Here is a 21984-nt window from a genome sequence, read left to right on the forward strand (position 1 = left end):
ATCCGAACGATGCCCGAGATCACTTCCCTGGCGCAGTACCTGCTGGCGATCATGCCCGCCTTCCTCGTCTGCACCGCCTTGCTGTTGGCCGTGCCACGTACTGTACCGCTGCTGCGCGTGCTCGTGCATATTCTGTTTTTCGTGCTGGCGCGCGACGCGATGACGGCGCACGGCTACTGGCAGGTGGCTGCGGGCGGCTTGCGTTTCACGGCGCCGCCGCCGGTCTTGCTGGCGCTGGGCGCCATGTCGCTGGGGCTGGTGGCAAGCACGTGTTGGCTGGAAAGCGAGGTGCGCCGCCAGATCCGCTGGTTCGGCATGCGGCCAGCCCTGTCCGTGCTGCTGGGCATGGCCGGCGCGTGCGTGATCATTGCGCTGGCGACGGGCTTGAAAGCCATGTTCGGCTTGCCGTCGCTGGCGCCCGTCGCGCCATCCACGCTGCCCTTGCTGCTGGGCTTTGCGCTGGCGGCCAACTGTTATGAGGAATTGCTGTTCCGCGGCTTGCTGCAGCAGCAATTGCGCGCCTGGCTGCCGGCCCGGCGCGCGGCGCTGGTGTCGGGCTTGCTGTTTGGCCTGTGCCATGCTTTTCTTGCCACCACCGTGACGCAGGTGGGCGCGCCCATCCTCGTGTTCACCGTGATCGAGGGCGTGGTGGCGGGGCTGGTATATTGCCGTGCCGGCTTGCTGGGGGCATCGCTGGCGCATGGCCTGGCCATTTTTGCGCTGGCGGCCGGCTGGGTGTGAAACCTGTTGTTTAATATCAAAGAAACGAGAAGACAATGCCTGTAAGTTCCTACCTGAATACCCGTCCCGTGCTGGGCGAAAGAGTCTATCTGCATGACACGGCGCAAGTGATTGGCGATGTGCAGATCGGCGACGACTGTTCCATCTGGTGCAACAGCGTGCTGCGCGGCGACGTCAACCGCATCGTCATCGGCGAGGGCAGCAATATCCAGGACTTTTCCATGGGCCACGTGTCGCACAAGAATGCGGCCAAGCCCGATGGCTCGCCCTTGACCATCGGCAAGTATGTGACCATCGGCCATTCCGTGATCTTGCACGGCTGCACGATTGGCGACGAATGCCTGATCGGCATGGGCAGCATCGTCATGGATGACGTGGTGGTGGAAAAGCACGTGATGCTGGGCGCGGGCAGCCTGGTGTCGCCGGGCAAGGTGCTGGAAAGTGGCTACCTGTACGTGGGCCGCCCCGCCGCCAAGGTGCGCCCGCTAACGGAAGCGGAGATCGCCTACCTGCGCTATTCGGCCGAGCATTACGTACGTGTCAAAAACAATTACCTGGCAGGTGGCGACGAGGCCTGACCGCCAGCGCCATCAAGGCGGCGCAATTCCGGCCGCGGCGCCAGGTCTTGCGGCAGGCGCAGGGCTGACACCAGGCCCAGGCGCCGCAAGAGCAGCAGCACCCACCAGCCCGGGTCCCATTCGCCCGGCAGCAGGCCCAGCCTGGCCGAGCCAGGATACGCGTGATGGTTGTTGTGCCAGCATTCGCCCATGGTCAGCAGCGACGTCAGGCGGATATTCTTGCCTTGTACGGCGGCGCCGTCGACATGGAAGTGCATTTGGCCATGGTTGTGGGCGAAATAGCCGATCAGCCAGTGACCGAGCACGCCGGCGCTGACCCGCGCGCACACGCCCCAGCAAACCAGGCCCCAGCCGCCCCAGGCGAAGCACAGCACGGCCCACGGCAGTTGCTGCAGCATCCACGTTGCTTCCAGGAAAATGTAGAAACGGCCGTGCGCGATGCGCGGTTCGATGGCGATGTGCGGCGGATGGTCGAGATCGAGGCGGCAGTGCAGTTGCCACCAGGCATCGCGCCAGAAACCGGCGCCGTGGCGCAGGTAGGGATGACAAGCGGGCAGGCGCTGGGCGTAGTCGCGCAGCTCGTGTTGGCGCAGCAGGCCCAGCGGGCCACTGAGGCCCACCAGCACGCCCAGGTAGACGAGTATATATTCCAGCCATTGCGGGCATGCAAAGCTGTCGTGGATCAGTTTGCGGTGGCTGCCCAGCGAATGGCCGAACAGCAGGACGATGGCCGTGCCGGCCGCAAACAGCAGCAAGCCGGCCCAGCTGAAGAAGCACACGGCGCCCGTCACGGCGCCGGCCAGCATGGCTAGCAGCCACAGCGATTGCACTGGCGCATAGCGCACCGTGCCGTCGAGGACGCTGCCCGCGTGGGTGGCGCGGGCGCGGTGGCTGTCCAGGCTGGCTGCGGACATCAACCCTTGGGGGCCGACGACGGTTGCGTGTACTTGTCGAAGTTGGTGATGTAGTCGTTGAAGTTGTCGGTCAGCATGCGCTTGTACTGCTCCGTGAAGAACGCCACGGCGCCTTCCTTCTCTTCCTGCATCTTCGCCACGTCGTTGCTCTTGCTGGCGACGAGGAAGGCGTTGAAGCGGGCGGCTGCGTACAGCAGCGAGGTGGCCACTTCATTGCCGCCGCTGTGCATGCATTGTTCATTGGCCAGGGCGATGACCTGGTCGGCGCGTTCCCAGAATTCCGGGCCCGGTGCTGGTTTTGTCGTTGGTGTGCTCATAAAAATCCCTCATGAAAGTGCGCGCCAGTCTACACAGGGGCCCGCGGGCTGTCCAGCCGCGCGGCTGCCTGTCAGGGCGCTTGCAGGATCTGTGCGACCAGCACGGCCAGCGGCTGGCGGATGTCGAGCACGATGCCGGCTTCGTCCGCCTGCAGGGGCTGCAGGGTGGCCAGCTGGCTGTCGAGCAGGCTGGGCGGCATGAAATGGCCGGGGCGCTGCAAGCGGCTTTCCAGCACGGCGCGCGGGCCGTCCAGGTGGGCAAAGCGCAGGGCCGGGTCGCCTGCGCGCAGCACGTCGCGGTAGGCCCGTTTCAGGGCCGAGCAGGAGACGACGAGGCCGCTGCCTTGCGCGCGGGCCGTGGCGATGCGCTGGCGCAGGGCGGCCAGCCAGCCGGCCCGGTCGGCATCGTCGAGCGGGATGCCGGCGGCCATCTTGGCCACGTTTTCCGGGGAATGCACGTCGTCGCCTTCTACGTAGGGCACGTGCAACGCGTCGGCCAGCAGGCTGCCGACGGCGCTCTTGCCGCAGCCGGACACGCCCATCACGACCCAGCGCACGGCGGGCACGCCCACGTTCAAGGGGCCGAGACGATGATGGTGACGCGGCGGTTTTCCGCCTTGCCTGCCTTGCTGGCGTTCGAGGCCACGGGCTTGCTCATGCCCAGGCCCTTGACGATGATGTTATCGCGCGCAATGCCGGTCGCCCCCATCGCATCGGCCACCATATTGGCGCGCGCCAGCGACAGTTTGTTGTTGTAGGCTTCCGTGCCTTCGTTGTCCGTATGGCCTTCCACGCGCATGTGCGTGATGCCCACTTTCAGCAGGGCGGCGCTGATTTTCTGGATGGCGCTGCGGCTGGGCGGCGTCAGCTTGGCGGCGTCGAATTCGAACAGCAGCTTGTCCGTGAAGCTCAGTTCCCAGCCTTCGTCCGTTTGGCGGAAGCCCTGTTCCTTCAGGGTGGCGATCTGTTCCGCATTGAACGGAGATTTCACTTCAGGCGTGCTTTGGCAGGCGGCCAGCAGGCCCACGAAGAACAGGCCGAGGAAGCCGAGACGTAATTGCTTGTAGATAAATTGCATGGTGTTGCTCCTTGGTTCAGGGGTGAGTATGGGGGTGTGGCAGCCGCGCCACCTGGCGCGTGCCGCGCTGCGCCTGCTTGGCGCGGTACATGGCCTCATCCGCCGCGCCCACCAGCGAGACGGCGTCGATGGCGTGATCGGGGAAGACGGCCACGCCGATGGTCAGCGAACTGACGATGCTGTTGCCTGTCGGCAATTCAATGGCTTGCGCCATGGCGGCGATGATGTTGTCGGCGATGTGCATGGCGTCGCTGCTGTTGCGCAGCGGCTTGAGCAGGATGGCGAATTCGTCGCCGCCCAGGCGCGCCACCAGGTCGCCCTCGCGCAATTGCTGCTTGATGCGCGCGGCGATCGTCACCAGCACGCGGTCGCCCGAGGCGTGGCCGAAGGTATCGTTGATGTATTTGAAACGGTCGCTGTCGAGGAACAGCACGGCCACCTTGCCATTGCCGATCCGCGCTTCGAGGATGGCGCGTTCCAGCTCCGCTTCCATGAAGGCGCGGTTCGACAGGCCCGTCAGGCTGTCGTGGTTGGCGCGGTGCGACAGCGAGGCGTTTTCCTTTTGCAGATGGCTTTGCCACGCTTCCAGTTCGTCGAGCAGGGCGTTGAAGTCGTCATTGATCTGGTTCAGTTCGGCGATGTTGGCCGGCGGCACGCGCAGTTCGAACGAGCGGTCGCGCCGCACGCGGTGGGCCGTTTCCGCCAGGTGGCGCAGGGGCGACGTGATCTCCGTTTCCATGCGGCGCGACAGGCGCACGGCGACGACCAGGCTCAGCACCAGGCAAGCCAGCAGGCAGGTCAGGCCGCTGAGCAGGAAGGGCAGCAGGCTGCGGCTGTGCGGCACCAGCTTGATGCTGCCGATGACCTGTTCATTGCGCGTGATGGGGAACGACAGCGAATCGGGCAGCATCCAGCCCGTCAGCGCGCGTTCGATGTAGTAGCGGGTGCCATGCTCGCCCCGTTCCCAGCGGGCCAGCACCGTGCCGGCCTTGTCGCTCACCTGCGCCTGGTCGATGTCCTCATTGACGCCGATCAAGGCCAGCGCTTCCCTGGCGGCGAAGGAGTCGCCAAAGACGACGGCCCCTTCCACCGTGTAGCTCATCGAACGGGCCACCAGGCGCAGGTTCTGGTCCGAATACACGCGCAAGGCCAGCAGCGCCACGGCCGTCAGGGTCAGGCCGGCCGCCAGCACGGCGATCAGCGACACGCTCAGGTGGGCGCGCCGCAGCACGCTGTCGAGCGTGGGGCGGGGCGGGCGGGCAGGCTTGTTGCTCATGCGGGCGTTCATGGCGGCGGTCCCTTGCGACGTGCAATTTGCAAGGCGTTCGGATGCACGCGCAGGCCGCTGCGGGCGATGGCGTCGAGGTTGACGTCAAAACCGATCTGCGCCTCGTTCAGGCGCAGGCAGAACATGGTGCCCACGGCGCACGATGTGCCGGGTTCGGCGACCGACAAGATGGGTTTGCCGATGATCTGCGCCAGCAGATGCTCGCGTTCACCCTCGGGCAGGCTGCCCATGTAGACGACGTCGCATTCGCTGGCCGCGCTTGCCAGCGCCGGGTTTTTCACGCGGATGCGCGGGCCCAGGCTGGAAGCGGGCGTGTCGACGATGGCCGCCCCGTAGCGGGGTGTGCCGAGCATGCAGACGCGCACTTCCTGGCGTGCCACGGGCCAGCGCACATAACTGATGATGCCGAACAAGACCTGGGCCACCTCGGCGGGACGCCTGGCGTCGGCCGCCGCGCCCGTTTGCGCCCACGCCGCGCATGGCGCCAGCGCACTGCAGGCGAACAGCGAGGCCAGCAGGACGACGGCGAGCAGGACGGGCGGCGCGGAGCGCTGCCGGTGGCGGGGGGAGGAGGGCACGGCGTCGGTGTCTTTATGCGGGTCGGGTGGCTATTCAAATAATTACTCAGCAACACAGACTCTACGGAAGTCCATGTCGAAAGTAAATCATGGCGCTACGCCATACAACCTTGCATTATAAACACGAATGTTAAAAATTGCATTCTTTGCCATGAGAATTACTTACCAACACTGCTTTGGCGCGCCAGAGTGTTGCTATTCTTCCAATGTCGCTTCCAGCAAGTCGATTTCGCGCAGCAGGCGCAAATGGATGGTGTCATCGAGTTCGCCCGAAATGCGGCGGCGGAACAGTTCATCGCGCTCCGCATTGAGCGCTTCCAGGCGCAGCGCCCGTTCGGCCTTGGCCAGTTCCTGCAGCCGCATCGCCTCGTCGTTGCTGCTTTCGCCATACGCGAGGCGGCGCCGGTAGGCTTCGATCAGGCGATTGGCCGCTTCCGTGACAACTTGCTGCTTGTCATTCTTGTCGATGCCTTCGCAGACTTTTTCCAGCCGCGCGATGGCTGCTTCGGCGGCAGCGGCGCGGGCATTGCGCTCTTCCGTCGAACGGCGCGCGGGCGGCGCGAACACCAGGCCCTTGGTCAGCAGGGGCAGAGTGACGCTGGCCAGCAACAGCGACAGCAGAATCACGCCCATGGCCAGGAAGATGACGAGGTCGCGCGCGGGGAAACGATTGCCGTCGGGCAAGAACAAGGGCAGGGTCAGGATGCCGGCCAGGGTCAGCGCGCCGCGCACGCCCGCAAACGACGCCACCAGCAGCAGGCGCAGGCTGGGGCGCGCCAGCAGCGCCGCGTCCTTCGCTTCGCCCGCCATTTTCTTGTGGTGCTTGAACAGGGTCAGTTTCATCGAGATGAAGACCCAGATGAAGCGCATGAAGGTCAGCCCCACCGTGATGGCGATGACGAACAGGGGCAGTTTCCAGGCGCTGCCGGCGCCCACTTCCATGGAGGCGGCGGGCAAGCCGGCCACGGTGGCGGGCAGCTGCGCGCCGAGCATGACGAAGATCACGCCATTCAAGACCAGTTGCACGGTATCCCACACGGCCTTGCGCTGGGTGCGCGTGGCGGCCAGCGGGCGGCCGATCAGGTCGGCGTAATGCATGGACACGCCCGCCGTGGCGGCGGCCAGGATGCCGGAGCCGTGGATTTGCTCGGCGCCCAGGTAGGCGGCGAACGGGATCAGGATGCTGATCAGGATTTGCAGGCCCGGCTCTTCGCCAACCTTGCTCACCAGCCATTTGTTCGCCAGACCCACGCCCCACGAGATGGCCAGGCCGATGACGATGCCGCCGCCTGCTTCCTGCAGGAAACTCAGCGAGGCGGCGCCGATGGAGAAGCCACCCGTCATCATGGCGCCCACGGCAAACGTGAAGCAGACCAGGCCCGAAGCGTCATTGAGCAAGGATTCGCCTTCGAGGATGTGCATCAGGCGCGGCGGGATGGGATTGCCTGCCGCGATCGCCGAGACGGCCACCGGGTCCGTCGGCGACAGGATGGCACCGAGCGCGAAGGCGACGGCCAGCGGCACGCTGGGGATCAGCCAGTCGATGAAAAAGCCCATGCCCAGCACGGTAAACAGCACCAGGCCGATGGCCAGCATCAGGATCGAGCGCGCGTCGGAAAAGAAGGCGCCCTTGGGAATGCGCCAGCCATCGAGAAACAGCAGCGGCGGAATGAAGAGCAAAAAGAAAATGTCGGGATCGAGCGGCACTTGCACGCCAAACACGGCCAATCCCGTGCCGCCGGCGATCTGGATCAGGGGCAGCGGCAGCTTGACCCAGCGCGAGCGGGCGAGAAAGCCGCACAGGACGACGGTCAACACGAGAATGAGGATGATGGTAACGGTATGCATGAAGGAGCGGCGGCGTGCTGAAACGGTGATTATAAGGTGCAGCCTGCCTGCGGCACGACCTGCGTGTCATTGCGTACATACAACAAGTCACAATCGCGGTAAGATTGTCACAATCGCCTGCCGCCGCCGTCCGTGCGCGGCCGGCGTATGCTTATCCTTTTACCGGACTCCTGTTTTGCTCAAGAAAATCTTCACCGGCCTGCTGCTGTCGCTGGCATTGCTCATCGTCGCGGCCCTGGCCGCGTATCTGTATTACTGGCGCCCCGCGCTGGCGCCCATCGATCCGCCTGCCGCCACGGCATTTTCCCCGCAAGTGGTGGAGCGGGGCCGCATCCTGGCGGGCATGGGCAATTGCGCCGCCTGCCACACGGCCAAGGGCGGCGCCGAGTACGCGGGCGGCCACGGCCTGGCCACGCCGTTCGGCACGATTTATGCGACGAACATCACGCCCGACCGGCAAACGGGCATCGGCCGCTGGTCGCTGGCCGCCTTCCAGCGGGCCATGCGCGAAGGCGTGGGCCGCGATGGCGCGCATTTGTATCCCGTCTTTCCGTACACCCATTTCAACCTGGTCTCGGACGCCGACCTGACGGCCCTGTATGCGTATTTCATGACGCGCCCGCCCGTGTACGCGGCCGCGCCCGCCAACAGCGTGCCGTTCCCCTTGAACCTGCGTCCCTTGCAGGCGGCCTGGAAGTTGCTGTTTTTCAAGCCGGCCAGCTTTCAGCTTGATCCCGCGCAAGGGCTGGACTGGAACCGGGGCCGCTATCTGGCCGAAGGCCTGGCCCATTGCGCCGCCTGCCACACGCCGCGCAATGCGCTGGGCGCCGAGCTTGCCGGCTCGGCCTATCTGGGCGCGTCCATCGACCATTGGTACGCGCCGGCCTTGAGCAGCGCCAACACGGCGCCGTTGCCGTGGACGCAGGACGAGCTGTACGCCTTTTTGCGCACGGGGGCGACGGCCCTGCACGGCGTGGCGGCCGGACCCATGTCGGCCGTCGTGCACGAAGGCATGGGCGCGTCGCCCGATAGCGATATCCGCGCGCTGTCCGTGTATTTTGCCGGCGTGGCCGGCGCAGCGCAGCGCAAGGTGGATGCGGACGCCGTGATCAAGGCCGGCATCGACCGTTCGCAGCGCGTCAGCCTGGTCGACAACGACCGTGGCGCCAGCCTGTACGTGGCCGCCTGCGTGGCGTGCCATTCGAACAGCGATGGAAAACCCGCGGCCCTGCGCCCGGAACTGAGCCTGAACAGCGCCGTCAGCGCGCCCGATCCCGCCAATCTGATCCAGGTGATATTGCACGGCAGCGGCAAGGACGAGGCCATGCCCGGCGTGCTGATGCCGGGCTTCGCCGCCTCGCTGACGGACAACGACGTGGCCCAGCTGGCCGCCTATCTGCGCCGCAGCCGCAGCCACCAGCCGGCCTGGACGAACCTGGAAGCGGCCGTGGCGCGCGCGCGTGCCGGCAAGTAAATATGAGAGTTTCTTATGTACGACACTTATTTATAACACTTATGTATAACATGACCGTGAATGGCCAGCCCTTCGGCACCGAGGCCGATGCCGAGACACCCCTGCTGTGGGTGCTGCGCGACGAAGTCAACTTGAAAGGCGTGAAGTTTGGCTGCGGCATCGGCATGTGCGGGGCCTGCACCGTGCACGTGGATGGCCGCGCCATGCGTTCGTGCATCACGCCGGTTGCCGCCGTGGCCGGCTGCGCCATCACCACCATCGAAGGCCTCTCGCCCGATGGCACGCACCCGCTGCAGCGCGCTTGGATCGCCACGCAGGCGCCCCAGTGCGGCTATTGCCAGTCGGGACAGATCATGCAGGCGGCCACCTTGCTGCGCGACTATCCGCAGCCGACGGATGCGAATATCGATGCCGTCATGAGCGGCAACCTGTGCCGCTGCATGGCGTACGTGCGCATCCGCAAGGCGATCAAGCTGGCAGCCGGCATGCAGGAGGCGTCCGGTGTTTAAGTTGCCGAAAGAAAATTCAAATACTCATCCTCCGTCGCCGGGCCGGCGCGGTTTCCTGATCGCCGCCGCCGGCACGGGGGTTACGCTGGCTTTCCTGCGCGCCGACAGCTCGTTGGCCGCCGGCAAGGTAGCGCCCGTGCCGCCCGTCAAGTCTGCCGCGCCCGTGTTCGATCCCAGCATCTGGTTCGAGATCGACGTCGATGGCATGATCACCGTCAATATCGCCAAGGCGGAAATGGGCCAGCATATCGGCACGGCCCTGGCGCGCATCGTCGCCGAGGAGCTGGAAGCGGATTGGAGCAAGGTACGCCTGCATTACGTGGACACGGACCCGAAATGGGGCTTGATGGTGACGGGCGGCAGCTGGTCGGTCTGGCAGAATGTCGATCCGCTCAGCTGTGCCGGTGCGGCCGGACGTCTCGCGCTGGTCGAGGAGGGCGCGCGCCTGCTGCGCGTGCCCGTGTCCGCCTGCCACGCCCGGCTGGGCGTTGTGCATGGCCGGGGGCGCTCGATCAGCTATGGCGACATCGTGCGCCGTGGCAAGCTGGCGCGCCAGTACACGCCCGAGCAACTGAAAGCTATCGTGCTGAAAACGCCGCAGCAGCGCAGCCTGATCGGCCAGCAGGTGCAGGCGCTCGATATTCCGGCGAAGACGAATGGCACGGCCGTGTACGGCATCGATGCGCAGGTGGAGGGCATGCTGTATGCGCGTCCGAAGATCCCGCCCACGCGCTACGGCTCGAAAGTGGTGTCCATCGACGACTCGGCGGCAAAAAAGGTGAAGGGCTATTTGCGCTCGTTCGCCTTGCAGGACCCCAGCGGCACGGTGCCCGGCTGGGTCATGGTGGTGGCCGAGACCTATGCGGCGGCCATGCGCGCGGCCGACCTGGTGCAGGTGAAATGGCGGGCCGGCGCGGCGGCCCACGTGTCGGAGCAGGATATCCTCAACTACGCCGCCAAGCAGCTGGCCGATGCCAGCCTGGGTGCCCGCGTGGTCGACGATGATGGCGTGGAGCAAGCGTTCAAGGATGCCAGCCTGCAATTGGAACGCCATTACACGACCAGTACCGTGCTGCATTTCCAGCTGGAACCCGTGAATGCGCTGGCGCAGGAAATCGACGGCGTCTGGCACATTCATGCGGGCAATCAGTGGCAATCATTGATCCTGCCCGTGCTGGCGCAGGCGTTGAAGGTGCCTGAGAGCAATGTCATGCTGCACACGTATCTGCTCGGCGGCGGTTTCGGGCGGCGCCTGAACGGCGATTATTGCGTGCCGGCCGCGCTGGCGGCGCAAGCCGTGGGGCGGCCCGTCAAGATGATCTGCACGCGGGCCGACGATGCCCGTTTCGATTCGCCCCGCTCGCCATCCGTGCAGCATGTGCGCATGGCGTTCGACGACGCCGGCAAGGTGTCGGCGATGGTGCACGAGGCCAGCGCGGGCTGGCCCACGCAAGCGATGATTCCCGCCTTCCTGGCCAAGGATAAGCAGGGCCATCCTTACGACCCGTTCGCCATCGCCGGTGCCGACCACTGGTACGCGGTGGGCGCGCAGCGCGTGCGGGCCGTGTCGAACGACTTGGCCAACAGCAGTTTCCGCCCCGGCTGGCTGCGTTCCGTGGGGCCGGGCTGGACGAATTGGGCTGTGGAAAGTTTCATGGACGAGGCGGCGCAGGCGGCCAAGGTCGATCCGCTGGCGTTTCGTTTGTCCTTGCTGCAGGCGACGGGGCGCAATGCGGGCAGCGCGCCGAACGCCGTCGGCGGCGCCGCGCGCCTGGCCCACGTGCTGCAACGGGTGGCGGACAAGGCTGGCTGGGGCACGGCCATGCCGCCCGACACGGGCCTGGGCATCGCCGCCACGTTCGGCCAGGAGCGCGACATGCCCACCTGGACGGCCTGTGTTGCCCGGGTGAAAGTGGACCGCAGCACTTGCATGGTGAAAGTCGAAAAATTGTTCATGGTCATCGATGCGGGCAGCATCGTCGATCCGGACGGTGCGCTGGCGCAGGCGGAAGGGGGTGCCCTGTGGGGCGTGAGCATGGCCTTGCATGAAGGCACGGCTTTCCTGAATGGCGAAGTAAAGGATACCAACCTGAACACTTACACGCCCCTGCGCATGGCCGACGTGCCCGAGCTCGACATCGAATTCGTGGCCAGTACGGCAACCTCGACGGGCATGGGCGAACCGCCCACGACGGCCGTGGCGCCGGCCATCGGCAACGCCATCTTTGCCGCCGTGGCCTCGCGCGTGCGGCATTTGCCGATCCGCCCGGAAGCCGTGCTGAAGGGGCTGGACCGGCACGGCGCCGTCTGATGCGGGCGCAGGGCAAATTTGACGTGCGCCGCGCGTGAACGGACGCAGGCTGGTACACTGAGGCTTGCCGCTCAGGGCGCGCAGGCGGTGCCCGGTCCGGCAAGATCAACGCAACAGCAGCTTGATGTCAGTCCGATTTCAGCTCGATAGCGGAGGCAGCCATGCAAGAACAATTTGTCAGCATCACGGCCGATGAACTTCAAATGGACGGCGTGCTTGAAATGCCCGAGCGGCCCGTGGGCATCGTCCTGTTTGCCCACGGCGCGGGCGCCGATAGCGACTACCTGGGCGCCTCCAGCCACGCCACTTCCCAGGATTTTTTGCGAGCGGGCATCGCCACCTTGCGCTTCGACCAAGGCGGTGTCGAGCCTGGCGGCGGCAGCAATGGCCATGCCTATTTCGTGCGCAGCGATATCGTGCTGCTCGCGCGCCAGCTGGAAAAAGCCCTGGGCTGGCTGCAAGTCGACTCTTCCACGCGGCGCTTGCCCTGCGGTCTGTATGGCTATGGCACCAGCGCCGCCGTCGTGATGCAGCTGGCAGCCTGGCGCAGCGCGGAAATCGCCGCGCTGGCCGTCTGCGATGGCCAGGTGGAAATGGCGGGCAAGGTGGCGCTGGAAAACGTGCGCGTGCCATCGCTGCTGATCGTGGGCGGGCGCGATCCCGACGTGGCTGGCCTGAACCGCATGGCGTTTGCCACCTTGCGCTGCGACAAACAACTGGAACAGATCGCCGCTCCTGGCGGCCCCGACACGCGCCACCAGGCGGCCCTGCTGGCCACGGACTGGTACATGCGCCATTTCAACGGGCATACCAGCACGGCGCAGTAACCCAATCAGGCAGGTGCGTCAGGCAAGGGCGCGCAGATTCCGCGCATGGAAGCGCACGTGCTCTTCCATGAAACTGGCGATGAAGTAATAGCCGTGGTCGTAGCCGGCATGGCGGCGCAGCCGCAAGGGCTGGCCGGCGTCGCGGCACGCCGCTTCGAACACTTCGGGATACAGTTGTTCGGGCAGGAATTTGTCGGCCAGGCCCTGGTCGATCAAGATGCCGTTAGGAAATAGTGGCGGCCGGCCCTGCAGGCCGCGCATCAGCGCGCTGGCGTCGTACTGCTGCCAGCTGGCCGCGTCGCTGCCCAGGTAGCCCGTAAACGCCTTCTTGCCCCACGGACATTGGCTCGGCGCGGCGATGGGGGCGAAGGCGGAGACGGAGCGGAACACATCTGGATTGCGCAGGGCCAGCACCAGCGCGCCATGGCCGCCCATCGAGTGGCCGAAAATGCCCGTGCGTTGCGCATCGAGCTCCAGTTCCTGTTCCAGCAAGGCGCGCAATTCCAGGATATAGCTGTACATGCGGTAGTGGCTGCTCCAGGGCGCCTCGGTGGCGTCCACGTAAAAGCCGGCGCCCGCGCCGAAATCCCAGGCATCCGTCTCGCCCGCGATATTCGCGCCACGGGGGCTGGTGTCGGGGGCGATCAGGATCAAGCCTTCCTCGGCGGCCACGCGCTGCGCGCCGCCCTTGATCATGAACGTTTCTTCCGTGCAAGTCAGGCCCGCCAGGTAAAACAGGGCGGGGCGTTTGGTGGTGACCACGCTGCCCGGCGCCGTGTCGGGAATGAAGGCCGAGAAACGCATGGGCAGGCCGATGGCTTGCGCGTCGTGGCGATAAAAGCGTTGTACGCCGCCAAAACAGGCGTGTTCACTCAACAGTTCCAGCATGAATTCTCCTCGTTAATTGCACAGTATAGCCAGAGCGGCGCAGGACCGGCAGGGGCTCAGCCCAGCATGGCCGCTAATGCAGGCAAGATGTCTTGTGCCGGGGCATCGGTCTTGAATGCCAGCAAATGGTCGGCGCGCGTCTTGCCCATGTTGATGGCGGCCACGGGTTTGCCCGTCTCGGCCGCCATGCGGCACAGGCGAAAGCTGGAATACACCATGACGGACGAGCCGACCACCAGCAGGGCGCTGGCCGCGTGCATCTTGCGTTCGGCCTCGGCCGCGCAGGCGGCGGGCACGCCATCGCCGAAAAACACCACGTCGGGCTGCAGGGTGCCGCCGCAGCGAGGGCAGGCAGGCACGTGGAAGGTGGCCAGCTGCGATGGCTCCAGCAAGGCGTCGCCGTCGGGCGCGGGCGTGGCCGTGGCGCCCAGCAGCTGCGGATTGTCATGTTCCAGCATGTCCTGGATCAGGCGGCGCGTGTGGCGGGCCCGGCAATCGAGGCAGATCACGCCATGTATGCTGCCGTGCAATTCCGTGACGGCGGCGCTGCCAGCCTGCTGATGCAGGCCATCCACGTTTTGCGTGACCAAGCCGCCGATGCACTGGCGCTGTGCCAGTTGCGCGATGGCCAGGTGGCCGGGATTCGGCGTCGCGCGCGCCATGGTGGGCCAGCCCACCATGCTGCGCGCCCAGTAGCGGCGGCGCACGGCTTTCTGGCGGCGAAAGTCGGGGCCTTGCACGGGAGCATTACCGCGCCGCACGCCGTCCGCGTCGCGGTAATCGGGAATGCCGGACGCCGTGCTGATGCCGGCGCCCGTCAGCAGCAGCACGTCGGGATGGCGCCGCAGGAACTGCGCCAGCTGCTCGAGGGCGGCATCGTCGCTGGCAGGCTGCTGGCTGGATGAGGGAAAGTTTTGCATGATGCGCCATGCTAACCGAAAAGCAGGGCGCCGTTGCGAGGGAGAGGTTTACTCGAGCTTCATGCCGAAGCGCTGCAGCCGCGGCTGCCAATGCTCCTGAATATCGGCCGAGACGAGGATGCGCTCGGCCTTACCGATCAGCAATGCGCGGGGCACGAAGCCGAAGTAGCGCGAATCGGCGCTGTTGTCGCGGTTATCGCCCAGCATCAGAAAATGGTCGGCCGGCACCGTCACAGGGGCAAAGCTGCGCGCGGCGCCCGCGATTTGCGGCAAGACCTGGATGCGGTGCTGCTCGGTCAGGTTGCGCTCGCTGATGCGCTGGGCCGTCAGCTGGCCCACGTGGGCGATGGTTTCGGGCGCCGTATCGAGCGCCGTGTACTGGGCGGGCTGGCCATTGATGACCAGCTGTTCATTGCGCATTTCCACCGTGTCGCCTGGCAGGGCGATGATGCGCTTGATCAATCGCGTGCCGTCTTTCGGCGAGGAAAAGGTGACGATGTCGCCACGCTGCGGGTCACCCAGGCGCTGCAGCACGATGTCGGTGAGCGGCACTTTCAGGTTGAAGGCCAGGCGGTTGACGAAGACCACGTCGCCCTCGAGCAGGTTGGGGCGCATGGATGCCGACGGTATGGGATTCCAGTCCGCCACGGCCGTGCGGAACACGCCGAACAGCAGGAGAAACATCAAAAAACCTTTGTTGGCGCGCATCCATGTGCTCATGTCGGTTCTTTCGCTGGGCTGTGCCCGTGATGGGGAAGGAAGGCGCCATTGCTGCTGGCGCCATATCACGATGCACGGCGAGACTGAAGCCAGTCTTAAATCAAGCGCATGCGCGGCCGATGGCGCGACTGTTGTTGCGTGCACGCATCATCACGCCAGCCTCAGGGATGGCGGCACGGCGCTTGCGTATCGTCGTTGCCGTTCGGCAGGCGCTTGCCGTGCATGTCATCCCACAATTCGCCCAGCGCCACCAGCAAGCCGCCGGCCACGAGGGGGATCGCCACCAGCCATGGAATGCTGTCGAGCCAGGGACCCAGCAGGATGGCTGAGGCCACGGCGATGACGAAGGCGCTGCACCAGAAGCGGCGCGGATGCCTGAGCGTGAACAGGTAATGAAGGTGCTTCATACGTCCTCCTTGGTGAGCATGCGGAACAGCCGGGCGGCCAGGATGCTGCTGACGGCAATGACGATGCAGCCGTCCAGGAAAAACAGTACCTTGCCCACCAGATGCATGCCCTGTGTCAGGTAGGCGGGCAGTTCCTGCGCTTCCGCCCATTGCGTCATGCGTGCCAGCACGATGGCGGCGGCAAAGATGACGAGGGCCAGCGCCAGTACCAGCAGAACGTGTTCGAACAGGCGCTGACGCAGTTTCATGTTGGACTTGGCTAGGCAGGGGAAATTCCCTAACCTTGACGTTATCAGTCCAATATCGCCGTGCTTTGCGCTGTCACAAAAGCGCGCCCGATAGGATGAAAACGGCGTTGACGCCGGAAAATGTGCTTATGTGAAGGACTTGATGACAGCGTCCAGCCTGACCTTCAGCGACTTGTCGCGCGCCCGGATGGCCGGTATTGCGCGCCGAGCAGCAACTGCTCGGCTTTATTCGATGCCGGCGCCGTCGTTGCGCCGTTCAAAATACAGCAAGTCCGACCAGTCACCCTGGAAAAGCATGGCTTTTTCCGAGCGCCCGTACTGGTGAAAGCCGTTGCGCTGCATGACGGCGACCGAGCCCAGGTTTTGTGGCCGCGCCGTCGCTTCCAGGCGCCACAGTTCCAGTGCGCCGAATGCTTCTTCCAGCAGCAGGGCCACGACGCGCGTGGCGTAGCCGCGTCCGCCGAACCGTTCGCCGATGCGGTAACCGAGCGCCGCCTTGTTGAAATACGGGCGCGTGACGGCCGTCAGGTTGACCCGGCCGACGATCTGTCCGTCCAGCTTGGCCAGGTACTGGTGTGCTGTGTCTTTTTCGCGCTCGCGCTGCGCCTGCTCGATGGCGGCGGCGATGCCTTCGGGCGTGTAGTAGGACGGTGCGCGCGCCGTGACCCAGGTTTCAAAATAGGCGCGGTTGTCCAGTTCGAAGGCCAGCAAGGCGGGGAGGTCGGCGCTGGAGGGGGGAAGCAGCTGGAGGCGGTCAAGGTCTGGCATGGGATCTGGTCCGAAAGAGATGCGCCATTATAATCAGCTGGCGCACTTCGCCGCACACGTGCTTGAATTCATGAAGGAGCAGCATGCTGTCCCATCTCTGCCTTGGCACTAACGATTTTCCCTGCGCCTACGTCTTCTACACGGCCCTGCTGGGAGAGCTCGATTTGATCGAGAAATTTCATGATCCGGCCAAACCTTGGGCGGGATGGATGGCGCGGGAGGCGCCGCGTCCCCTGTTCGTGCTGACGGCGCCGCATGACGGCTTGCCGGCGACTGCCGGCAATGGCCAGATGACGGCCTTGCTGGCGGCCAGCCGCGCGCAGGTGGACCGATGCTACCAGGCCGTGCTGGCGCTGGGCGCCGTGTGCGAGGGACCGCCCGGCTTGCGCCCGCATTACCACGATAATTACTATGGCGCCTATTTCCGCGACCTCGATGGCAACAAGCTGTGCGTCTGCTGCCACGGCGGGGAATGATTCAGCGCGGGCCCCAGACGTCGTCTTCCGTCCAACCCAGTTCCGCAAAATCCTGCGCCCGCTCGTCCGCTTCGCCGGCGCAATAGAATTCGTCGAGCTGCGGCGGCGCGATGCGCGTGCCCGCCAGCATGGCGTGCACCTGCCCCCGGTGGTGAATCTGGTGCTGGAACACATGCGCCAGCATGCGCTGGCGCGTGTCCACCTGCGGCGTGTCGCGCAAGATCGTCACGGGCCGCGCCAGGTCCGCATCGCACAGGCTGCGGCAATGGGCGATCAGGCGCAGATCCGAGGCGCGCTGGGCCGCGTGCAGGGCCGCGCAATCGGTGAACGGCTCGTCCTGTTCAAAAAAGACATAGCAGTCGGGATGGGGCGCTTCGCCGCGCAACTCGCGTTCGAGCGCGTCGAGATAAAACCAGTCGCATGTGAGGATGTGGTTCAGCGTGAACTGGATGGTGGGAAAAAAACTGACGCGCGTGGCCTGGAACTCGGCCTGGGTCAGCTGCCCGCAAGCTTTCAGCAGGCGGTGGTTGGCCCAGGCGTTGTTGTACGCCTGGCTGGTGAGGTAGTGCGCAAGTGGATTGTTCATGATGGATCGTTTGTCGGGCAGGGAAGGGTTCATGTCGTGCCACTTTAGCATGTTGCGGCAGGTGGACAAAACGGTCACGCCCGCCGCACCGGCGCTGCTGTCATCAAGTAAAATCGCGCAGCGGATTTCGCGATAGTGATGCATATAGGGCTGGAAGAACAAAATGGGTTGGATAGGAAAATTACTGAACGGCGGCGACGACAAAAACAAGGCGGCGCCCGTCATGGCAGCGGCGGCGCCCGAGATGGCACGGCAGCCAGCCACCATCACCGAAATCGATGCCATCTACTACCGCTGGCTGGCGGCCGCCGGTTCGGCGCAGGCGTCAAAGCAGGCCGAACAGCAGATTCTGGACGAATTGACACGCCTGGTCCGTGAGCCGATCGCTGGCGCTGCGCTGATACCGCGCATTCCGGCCATCATTCCCCAGTTGATGCGGACCTTGCAAGATGAAAACATGAGCGCGGCCAAGCTGTCAGCCCAGCTGGGACAGGACGTGCTGCTGGTCGCCGAGGTCTACCGCGAAGCGAACCGGCCCTGCTACCATTCGCGCTACAACGCCAGCCCGTCGATCAACAACATGGAAGGCGCCATCATGCTGCTGGGGCAAAACGGCATGCGCATGCTGCTTGCCCGCGTCGCCTTCCGTCCCATCGTCAGCATGCAAAGCGGCGGCCTGACCATACGCACGGCGCCGCTGATCTGGCGCCAGTCCGAGAAATGCGCGCTGGCGGCCAACCTGCTCGCGCCGGCCATGCAGGCCAATGTCTTCGACGCCTATCTGGCGGGACTGATGGCCAATGTCGGCCTGGTGGTGGCATTCCGGCTGATCGACCAGATGCATGCGCCCGATGCCTTTCCGCAATCGGACGCCTTCATCGCCCAGGTGTTTGCGCAAGCGCGCATCTTGTCGGTGCGGATTGCCGAATTATGGGAGTTTCCAGAATCCGTGACCCGCGCGATCGGGCAGGCCGGCGTCGATGCCCACGCCGATGCCGATCCGCAGGCGCAAGCGCTGGCGCTGGGCGACCGCTTGAGCAAGCTGCGCATGCTGGTCGATACTGGCCGCTTTCCCGCCGACGATCCCTTCGTGACGGCAGGATTCGGCAAGAGCGAGCTGCAGGTGTTCGACAAACTGGCCGACGACGAGGAGTGACGGCTGTATGCCGCTCAGCGCGCGAAATACAGTGCGTGCAGATGTTCGAGGTCGACCTCATCGGCTTTTTGCGACAGCGCCACCTTACCGCTTTGCATCAGGTAGACGTGATCGGCCACGCCGACGGCGCGTGCCGTGTTCTGCTCCACTAAAATGATGGTGCGCTTGCCGTCGTTCAGGCGCGCGAGGATCTCGAACAGCTCGTTGACCACCAGCGGCGCCAGGCCCAGCGACGGCTCGTCGATGATCAGCAGCGACGGGGCCGACATCAGCCCCCGCGCCATCGCCAGCATCTGCGCCTCGCCGCCGGAGAGCGAGCCGGCCAGCTGCTTGCGGCGTTCGTGCAGGCGCGGGAACATGGCGTAGGCTTGCTCCAGGCGCGCCGGCATGTGGCCGCGGTGCTCCTTCGGGAAGGCGCCCATGATCAGGTTTTCTTCCACGCTCATGTCGCGAAACGTCATGCGCCCTTCGGGGATCATCGTGACCCTCGCATCGCTCATCTTCCATGTCGGCGTGCCGTTGATGGCCACGCCGTCGAGCGCGATGCTGCCCGCGCCCACGGGCAGCAAACCCATGATGGCGCGCAGCAAGGTCGTCTTGCCGGCGCCATTCGGGCCGATGATGGTGGTCAGCTTGCCCTTCTGGATCGACAGCGACACGTCCCACAGCACGTTGATGGCGCCATAGCCGGCGCGCAGATTACTAATTTCAAGCATCGTTTCGGGCATCGCTTCAAGCATGGACTGCTCCCGTATAGCTTTCGATGACGGCCGGATCGCGGAAGACGGCATCCGGCGTGCCGTCGGCGATCAGCTGGCCAAAATTGAGCACGGCCACGCGCTGGCACAGATTGCTGATGGTCTCGATATCGTGTTCGATCATGACGATGCCCACGCCAAAGGCGGCATGCAAGTCCTTGAGCATGCCCATGAAGCGGCGCTTGCCGTTCGTTTCCAGGCCTGCCAGTACTTCATCTAACAGCAGCAGTTTCGGATTGGTGGCCAGCGCCTTGGCCACTTCCAGCGCTTTCAATTCCGTCAGCGCCAGTTCGCTGGCCGCGTCGCGCCCGGCCTTGTCTGCCAGGCTGGTGAAATCGAGGATTTCATTGATCTTGCGCATGTCCACCTTGCCGGTGCCGAAGCGCTGGGCCACGACGAGGTTTTCGCGCACCGTCAGTTCATGCATCGGTTGCGGAATCTGGAAGGTGCGGCCCAGTCCCAGGCGCGCGCGCTGGTACATGGGCGTGGCCATGATGTCGCGTCCCTCGAAGCGGATGCCGCCGCCGGTGGGGCGCACCAGGCCGGAAATGGCGTTGAACAGTGTGGTCTTGCCGGCGCCGTTCGCGCCCACCAGGCCGATCACGTCGTGGCTGCCCACGTTCAGGGTGACGCTGTCGACGGCCGTCAGGCCGCCGAAGCGCACGGACACATTATCGAGTTCAAGCATGTGCTTTCTCCTTCGCTTTGAACATGTTTTTCAGCCATTTTTGCAGCAGCGGCAGCAAGCCGTTCGGGCTGAAGACGATCATCGCCACCAGCAGCACGCCCAGCACCAGCTGGTGCCCGGTCGGAATCAGCGACTTGAAGATCAGCTGGTCGACCAGGTAGACCACGACGGCGCCCAGCACGGGGCCGAGGATGGTGCGGTAACCGCCGAAGATGGCCGCCACGATCGGTAACGTGACCCACAGGCTGTTGAAGGCGTAGTCCGGCTCGAGGAAGTTGATGTAATGGGCGTTGAAGGCGCCGAACAGGCCCGCCATGAAGGCCGACACGAGCAGCATCGCGCCTTTCAGCAAGGTGCTGTTGACGCCGACGACGCGCGTGGCGTCCTCGCTGTCGTGCATGGCGCGCAGGGCGATGCCGTAATGGCTGGCGCGGATGCGGCCGTAGGTCAACGCGCAGCACACCACCAGGGTCAGCACCACCAGGTAGGCGCCCGTCTTGCTGGCCAGATCGAAGCCGAAGACGGTGGGTAAAGCCGGGATATTGTTGATGCCGCCGGCGCCGCCCGTCACGGCACTCCATTCCGTGGCCAGGATGCGGAAGATGTGCGCGTAGGCGAGGATGGCCAGCGCAAAATACGGCCCGCGCAGCCGCAGCACGGGCAGCATGATGACGGCGGCGATGGCCGCGCCCGCGCCGCCCAGCAGCATGGCGGCAAACACGGGCACGCCCAGTTTCACGGTGGTCAGCGCAGAGACATACGCGCCCACGCCGAAGAACGCCGCGTGGCCGAAGCTGACCATGCCGCCCAGGTTGCCCAGCAGGGCCCAGGACATGGCCACGCCGCCGATGATCAGGGCCGCCACCACCATGCTCATCACATACTGGTTGGCGCCCAGGGCCAGCGGCACGGCGACATACGCGGCCAGCAGCAGGCCGGCCGTTGAAATTAGTGTCGAGTGCTTCATCCGCGCCTCCGTTGTGCGCCGAACAGGCCGTTCGGCATGATGAACAGCACCAGCAGGAACAGCACCATGCCCGACAATTCCTGCAGCGCGGAGCTGGCCAGGGTGACGGTCAAGGCTTCTGCCACGCCCAGCAGCACGGCGGCCAGCAGCACGCCCGGAATCGAGCCGATGCCGGCCAGTACCGTGATGATGAAGGCTTTCACCGTCAGCGCGCCGCCGTAGGCCGGCTGGATCACGCCATAGCTGAACAAGGCGACGCCCGCGAAGGCGGCCAGGATGCCGGCGACCAGAAACGACACCAGTTCCGTGCGGCCCGGGTCGATGCCCATCAGCTTGGCCGCGTCGCGGTTGCTGGACACGGCGCGCACGGCGCGGCCATACCAGCTGGTGGACAGCCAGCGCCACAGGGCCGCCATCAGCACCAGGCTGACGCCAAAGAAGATCACTTCGCTGCGCATGCTGAAAAACGGGCCGATCTCGAAACCTTCCTGCAGCCAGCTCGACGACGTCGAACGGATGTCGGCCTTCCAGACCAGCAAAATGAAATTGGTGAGGATCACGCCGATGCCGTAGGTGAGGATCAGCGAATTGATTTCGCGGTCCTTCTTGATGCGGCTGACGATCAGGTAGACGCCCACGGACGTCAGGCTGACGATCACCAGCGCGATGGGAATGGCGAACATGGGCCCCAGGCCCAGGCCGGACTCCACGCTGTAGGCGATGTAGGCGGCCAGCAGCACCAGTTCGCCGTGCGCCAGGTTGATCACTTTCATGGTGCCGAAGACCAGCGCCAGTCCCAGTGCGATGAGGGCATAGGAGCCGCCCTGCAGCAGGCCAGAATACAGGGCCTGCAAGATTAATTCTGTCATGTCGTCATCCCGTCAGACAGCCTTGGTGCATCGGGAAGATGCGCCAGGGCAGCCGTTCATCGGTGCACGC

General features: G+C 65.0%; 26 protein-coding genes. 8 read left to right on the forward strand and 18 right to left on the reverse strand.

Features of this window, described 5'->3' with window-relative positions; translation table 11 throughout:
• The first annotated feature begins 9 nt into the window (after nt 1-9).
• A complete protein-coding gene (locus tag AC1RJW_RS22570; protein WP_493046949.1) occupies nt 10-741 on the forward strand; it encodes a CPBP family intramembrane glutamic endopeptidase in 732 nt (243 codons plus the stop codon).
• Between the two features lie 35 nt (nt 742-776).
• Nucleotides 777-1319: a gamma carbonic anhydrase family protein gene (locus AC1RJW_RS22575; protein ID WP_493046950.1), complete on the forward strand. Its 543-nt coding sequence runs from the start codon at nt 777-779 to the stop codon at nt 1317-1319.
• Here the strand turns inward: AC1RJW_RS22575 and AC1RJW_RS22580 are convergent.
• The 7 genes from AC1RJW_RS22580 to AC1RJW_RS22610 form a co-directional block, all read right to left on the reverse strand.
• Complete coding sequence (locus AC1RJW_RS22580; RefSeq protein WP_493046951.1) at nt 1292-2233, reverse strand: acyl-CoA desaturase; 942 nt, start codon at nt 2231-2233, stop codon at nt 1292-1294. The genes AC1RJW_RS22575 and AC1RJW_RS22580 overlap by 28 nt on opposite strands.
• Nucleotides 2233-2550: a DUF3144 domain-containing protein gene (locus AC1RJW_RS22585; protein ID WP_034782889.1), complete on the reverse strand. Its 318-nt coding sequence runs from the start codon at nt 2548-2550 to the stop codon at nt 2233-2235. Before AC1RJW_RS22585 ends, AC1RJW_RS22580 begins: the two co-directional genes overlap by 1 nt.
• Nucleotides 2551-2621: 71 nt before the next feature.
• On the reverse strand, nt 2622-3116 hold the full coding sequence (locus AC1RJW_RS22590; RefSeq protein WP_493047081.1) for a gluconokinase: 495 nt from the start codon (nt 3114-3116) through the stop codon (nt 2622-2624).
• An 8-nt stretch (nt 3117-3124) separates the two neighbouring features.
• Nucleotides 3125-3628, reverse strand: coding sequence for an outer membrane lipoprotein YfiB (gene yfiB, locus AC1RJW_RS22595; RefSeq protein ID WP_493046952.1), 504 nt, complete (start codon nt 3626-3628; stop codon nt 3125-3127).
• Nucleotides 3629-3644: 16 nt separating this feature from the next.
• Nucleotides 3645-4904: a diguanylate cyclase DgcN/YfiN gene (gene dgcN / locus AC1RJW_RS22600; RefSeq protein WP_493046953.1), complete on the reverse strand. Its 1260-nt coding sequence runs from the start codon at nt 4902-4904 to the stop codon at nt 3645-3647.
• A gap of 8 nt (nt 4905-4912) precedes the next feature.
• Nucleotides 4913-5494 carry a regulatory sequestration protein YfiR gene (gene yfiR / locus AC1RJW_RS22605; protein WP_493046954.1) on the reverse strand — a complete coding sequence of 194 codons (582 nt, stop codon included), beginning with the start codon at nt 5492-5494 and terminating at the stop codon, nt 4913-4915.
• A 195-nt stretch (nt 5495-5689) separates the two neighbouring features.
• Nucleotides 5690-7342: a Na+/H+ antiporter gene (locus AC1RJW_RS22610; protein WP_493046955.1), complete on the reverse strand. Its 1653-nt coding sequence runs from the start codon at nt 7340-7342 to the stop codon at nt 5690-5692.
• Nucleotides 7343-7517: 175 nt separating this feature from the next.
• On the opposite strand from AC1RJW_RS22610, the gene AC1RJW_RS22615 reads away from it, so the two are divergent.
• The 4 genes from AC1RJW_RS22615 (at nt 7518) to AC1RJW_RS22630 (ending at nt 12463) form a co-directional block, all read left to right on the forward strand.
• A complete protein-coding gene (locus tag AC1RJW_RS22615; protein ID WP_493046956.1) occupies nt 7518-8816 on the forward strand; it encodes a cytochrome c in 1299 nt (432 codons plus the stop codon).
• 41 nt (nt 8817-8857) lie between these two features.
• On the forward strand, nt 8858-9325 hold the full coding sequence (locus AC1RJW_RS22620; RefSeq protein ID WP_493046957.1) for a (2Fe-2S)-binding protein: 468 nt from the start codon (nt 8858-8860) through the stop codon (nt 9323-9325).
• Nucleotides 9318-11636 carry a xanthine dehydrogenase family protein molybdopterin-binding subunit gene (locus AC1RJW_RS22625; protein WP_493046958.1) on the forward strand — a complete coding sequence of 773 codons (2319 nt, stop codon included), beginning with the start codon at nt 9318-9320 and terminating at the stop codon, nt 11634-11636. The genes AC1RJW_RS22620 and AC1RJW_RS22625 overlap by 8 nt, the downstream gene beginning before the upstream one ends.
• Before the next feature lie 161 nt (nt 11637-11797).
• Nucleotides 11798-12463 (forward strand): dienelactone hydrolase family protein, encoded by a 666-nt coding sequence (locus AC1RJW_RS22630; protein WP_493046959.1) that lies wholly within the window; start codon nt 11798-11800, stop codon nt 12461-12463.
• An 18-nt stretch (nt 12464-12481) separates the two neighbouring features.
• On the opposite strand, the gene fghA is transcribed toward AC1RJW_RS22630, so the two are convergent.
• The 6 genes from fghA to AC1RJW_RS22660 form a co-directional block, all read right to left on the reverse strand.
• The gene (fghA, locus tag AC1RJW_RS22635; RefSeq protein ID WP_493046960.1) at nt 12482-13351 is read right to left on the reverse strand and encodes an S-formylglutathione hydrolase; all 870 of its coding nucleotides are present in this window, start codon (nt 13349-13351) and stop codon (nt 12482-12484) included.
• Between the two features lie 56 nt (nt 13352-13407).
• The gene (locus tag AC1RJW_RS22640; RefSeq protein ID WP_493046961.1) at nt 13408-14271 is read right to left on the reverse strand and encodes an NAD-dependent protein deacetylase; all 864 of its coding nucleotides are present in this window, start codon (nt 14269-14271) and stop codon (nt 13408-13410) included.
• Nucleotides 14272-14319: 48 nt separating this feature from the next.
• The gene (gene lepB, locus AC1RJW_RS22645; RefSeq protein WP_493046962.1) at nt 14320-14991 is read right to left on the reverse strand and encodes a signal peptidase I; all 672 of its coding nucleotides are present in this window, start codon (nt 14989-14991) and stop codon (nt 14320-14322) included.
• Between the two features lie 161 nt (nt 14992-15152).
• Nucleotides 15153-15398, reverse strand: coding sequence for a hypothetical protein (locus AC1RJW_RS22650; RefSeq protein ID WP_493046963.1), 246 nt, complete (start codon nt 15396-15398; stop codon nt 15153-15155).
• Nucleotides 15395-15646 (reverse strand): hypothetical protein, encoded by a 252-nt coding sequence (locus AC1RJW_RS22655; protein WP_493046964.1) that lies wholly within the window; start codon nt 15644-15646, stop codon nt 15395-15397. Before AC1RJW_RS22655 ends, AC1RJW_RS22650 begins: the two co-directional genes overlap by 4 nt.
• A 225-nt stretch (nt 15647-15871) precedes the next feature.
• On the reverse strand, nt 15872-16414 hold the full coding sequence (locus tag AC1RJW_RS22660; RefSeq protein WP_493046965.1) for a GNAT family N-acetyltransferase: 543 nt from the start codon (nt 16412-16414) through the stop codon (nt 15872-15874).
• 83 nt (nt 16415-16497) lie between these two features.
• Here AC1RJW_RS22660 and AC1RJW_RS22665 point away from each other — a divergent pair, with 83 nt between their 5' ends.
• On the forward strand, nt 16498-16890 hold the full coding sequence (locus AC1RJW_RS22665; RefSeq protein ID WP_493046966.1) for a VOC family protein: 393 nt from the start codon (nt 16498-16500) through the stop codon (nt 16888-16890).
• A 1-nt stretch (nt 16891) separates the two neighbouring features.
• Here the strand turns inward: AC1RJW_RS22665 and AC1RJW_RS22670 are convergent, their stop codons facing one another.
• The gene (locus tag AC1RJW_RS22670) at nt 16892-17476 is read right to left on the reverse strand and encodes a DinB family protein (RefSeq protein ID WP_493046967.1); all 585 of its coding nucleotides are present in this window, start codon (nt 17474-17476) and stop codon (nt 16892-16894) included.
• A gap of 163 nt (nt 17477-17639) precedes the next feature.
• Between AC1RJW_RS22670 and AC1RJW_RS22675 the strand changes: the two genes are divergently transcribed.
• Complete coding sequence (locus AC1RJW_RS22675; protein WP_493046968.1) at nt 17640-18632, forward strand: HDOD domain-containing protein; 993 nt, start codon at nt 17640-17642, stop codon at nt 18630-18632.
• 14 nt (nt 18633-18646) lie between these two features.
• On the opposite strand, the gene AC1RJW_RS22680 is transcribed toward AC1RJW_RS22675, so the two are convergent.
• The 4 genes from AC1RJW_RS22680 to AC1RJW_RS22695 are packed head-to-tail and all read right to left on the reverse strand — an operon-like array spanning nt 18647 to nt 21914.
• The gene (locus tag AC1RJW_RS22680) at nt 18647-19348 is read right to left on the reverse strand and encodes an ABC transporter ATP-binding protein (RefSeq protein ID WP_493047082.1); all 702 of its coding nucleotides are present in this window, start codon (nt 19346-19348) and stop codon (nt 18647-18649) included.
• 16 nt (nt 19349-19364) lie between these two features.
• Nucleotides 19365-20078, reverse strand: a complete 714-nt coding sequence (locus AC1RJW_RS22685) for an ABC transporter ATP-binding protein (RefSeq protein ID WP_493046969.1) — start codon at nt 20076-20078, stop codon at nt 19365-19367.
• Nucleotides 20071-21045 carry a branched-chain amino acid ABC transporter permease gene (locus AC1RJW_RS22690; protein ID WP_493046970.1) on the reverse strand — a complete coding sequence of 325 codons (975 nt, stop codon included), beginning with the start codon at nt 21043-21045 and terminating at the stop codon, nt 20071-20073. The genes AC1RJW_RS22685 and AC1RJW_RS22690 overlap by 8 nt, the downstream gene beginning before the upstream one ends.
• Nucleotides 21042-21914, reverse strand: a complete 873-nt coding sequence (locus AC1RJW_RS22695; RefSeq protein WP_035817692.1) for a branched-chain amino acid ABC transporter permease — start codon at nt 21912-21914, stop codon at nt 21042-21044. The genes AC1RJW_RS22690 and AC1RJW_RS22695 overlap by 4 nt, the downstream gene beginning before the upstream one ends.
• Nucleotides 21915-21984: the final 70 nt, after the last annotated feature.

This window comes from Janthinobacterium sp. GW822-FHT07A03 (assembly GCF_058798815.1).

Coding starts and splice junctions, on each gene's coding strand:
- AC1RJW_RS22570 (WP_493046949.1), top strand. CDS start 10: ATGCCCGAGATCACTTCCCTGGCGCAGTACCTGCTGGCGATCATGCCC.
- AC1RJW_RS22575 (WP_493046950.1), top strand. CDS start 777: ATGCCTGTAAGTTCCTACCTGAATACCCGTCCCGTGCTGGGCGAAAGA.
- AC1RJW_RS22580 (WP_493046951.1), bottom strand. CDS start 2,233: ATGTCCGCAGCCAGCCTGGACAGCCACCGCGCCCGCGCCACCCACGCG.
- AC1RJW_RS22585 (WP_034782889.1), bottom strand. CDS start 2,550: ATGAGCACACCAACGACAAAACCAGCACCGGGCCCGGAATTCTGGGAA.
- yfiB (WP_493046952.1), bottom strand. CDS start 3,628: ATGCAATTTATCTACAAGCAATTACGTCTCGGCTTCCTCGGCCTGTTC.
- dgcN (WP_493046953.1), bottom strand. CDS start 4,904: ATGAGCAACAAGCCTGCCCGCCCGCCCCGCCCCACGCTCGACAGCGTG.
- AC1RJW_RS22610 (WP_493046955.1), bottom strand. CDS start 7,342: ATGCATACCGTTACCATCATCCTCATTCTCGTGTTGACCGTCGTCCTG.
- AC1RJW_RS22620 (WP_493046957.1), top strand. CDS start 8,858: ATGTATAACATGACCGTGAATGGCCAGCCCTTCGGCACCGAGGCCGAT.
- AC1RJW_RS22630 (WP_493046959.1), top strand. CDS start 11,798: ATGCAAGAACAATTTGTCAGCATCACGGCCGATGAACTTCAAATGGAC.
- fghA (WP_493046960.1), bottom strand. CDS start 13,351: ATGCTGGAACTGTTGAGTGAACACGCCTGTTTTGGCGGCGTACAACGC.
- AC1RJW_RS22640 (WP_493046961.1), bottom strand. CDS start 14,271: ATGCAAAACTTTCCCTCATCCAGCCAGCAGCCTGCCAGCGACGATGCC.
- lepB (WP_493046962.1), bottom strand. CDS start 14,991: ATGAGCACATGGATGCGCGCCAACAAAGGTTTTTTGATGTTTCTCCTG.
- AC1RJW_RS22650 (WP_493046963.1), bottom strand. CDS start 15,398: ATGAAGCACCTTCATTACCTGTTCACGCTCAGGCATCCGCGCCGCTTC.
- AC1RJW_RS22655 (WP_493046964.1), bottom strand. CDS start 15,646: ATGAAACTGCGTCAGCGCCTGTTCGAACACGTTCTGCTGGTACTGGCG.
- AC1RJW_RS22660 (WP_493046965.1), bottom strand. CDS start 16,414: ATGCCAGACCTTGACCGCCTCCAGCTGCTTCCCCCCTCCAGCGCCGAC.
- AC1RJW_RS22665 (WP_493046966.1), top strand. CDS start 16,498: ATGCTGTCCCATCTCTGCCTTGGCACTAACGATTTTCCCTGCGCCTAC.
- AC1RJW_RS22670 (WP_493046967.1), bottom strand. CDS start 17,476: ATGAACAATCCACTTGCGCACTACCTCACCAGCCAGGCGTACAACAAC.
- AC1RJW_RS22675 (WP_493046968.1), top strand. CDS start 17,640: ATGGGTTGGATAGGAAAATTACTGAACGGCGGCGACGACAAAAACAAG.
- AC1RJW_RS22680 (WP_493047082.1), bottom strand. CDS start 19,348: ATGCTTGAAATTAGTAATCTGCGCGCCGGCTATGGCGCCATCAACGTG.
- AC1RJW_RS22685 (WP_493046969.1), bottom strand. CDS start 20,078: ATGCTTGAACTCGATAATGTGTCCGTGCGCTTCGGCGGCCTGACGGCC.
- AC1RJW_RS22690 (WP_493046970.1), bottom strand. CDS start 21,045: ATGAAGCACTCGACACTAATTTCAACGGCCGGCCTGCTGCTGGCCGCG.
- AC1RJW_RS22695 (WP_035817692.1), bottom strand. CDS start 21,914: ATGACAGAATTAATCTTGCAGGCCCTGTATTCTGGCCTGCTGCAGGGC.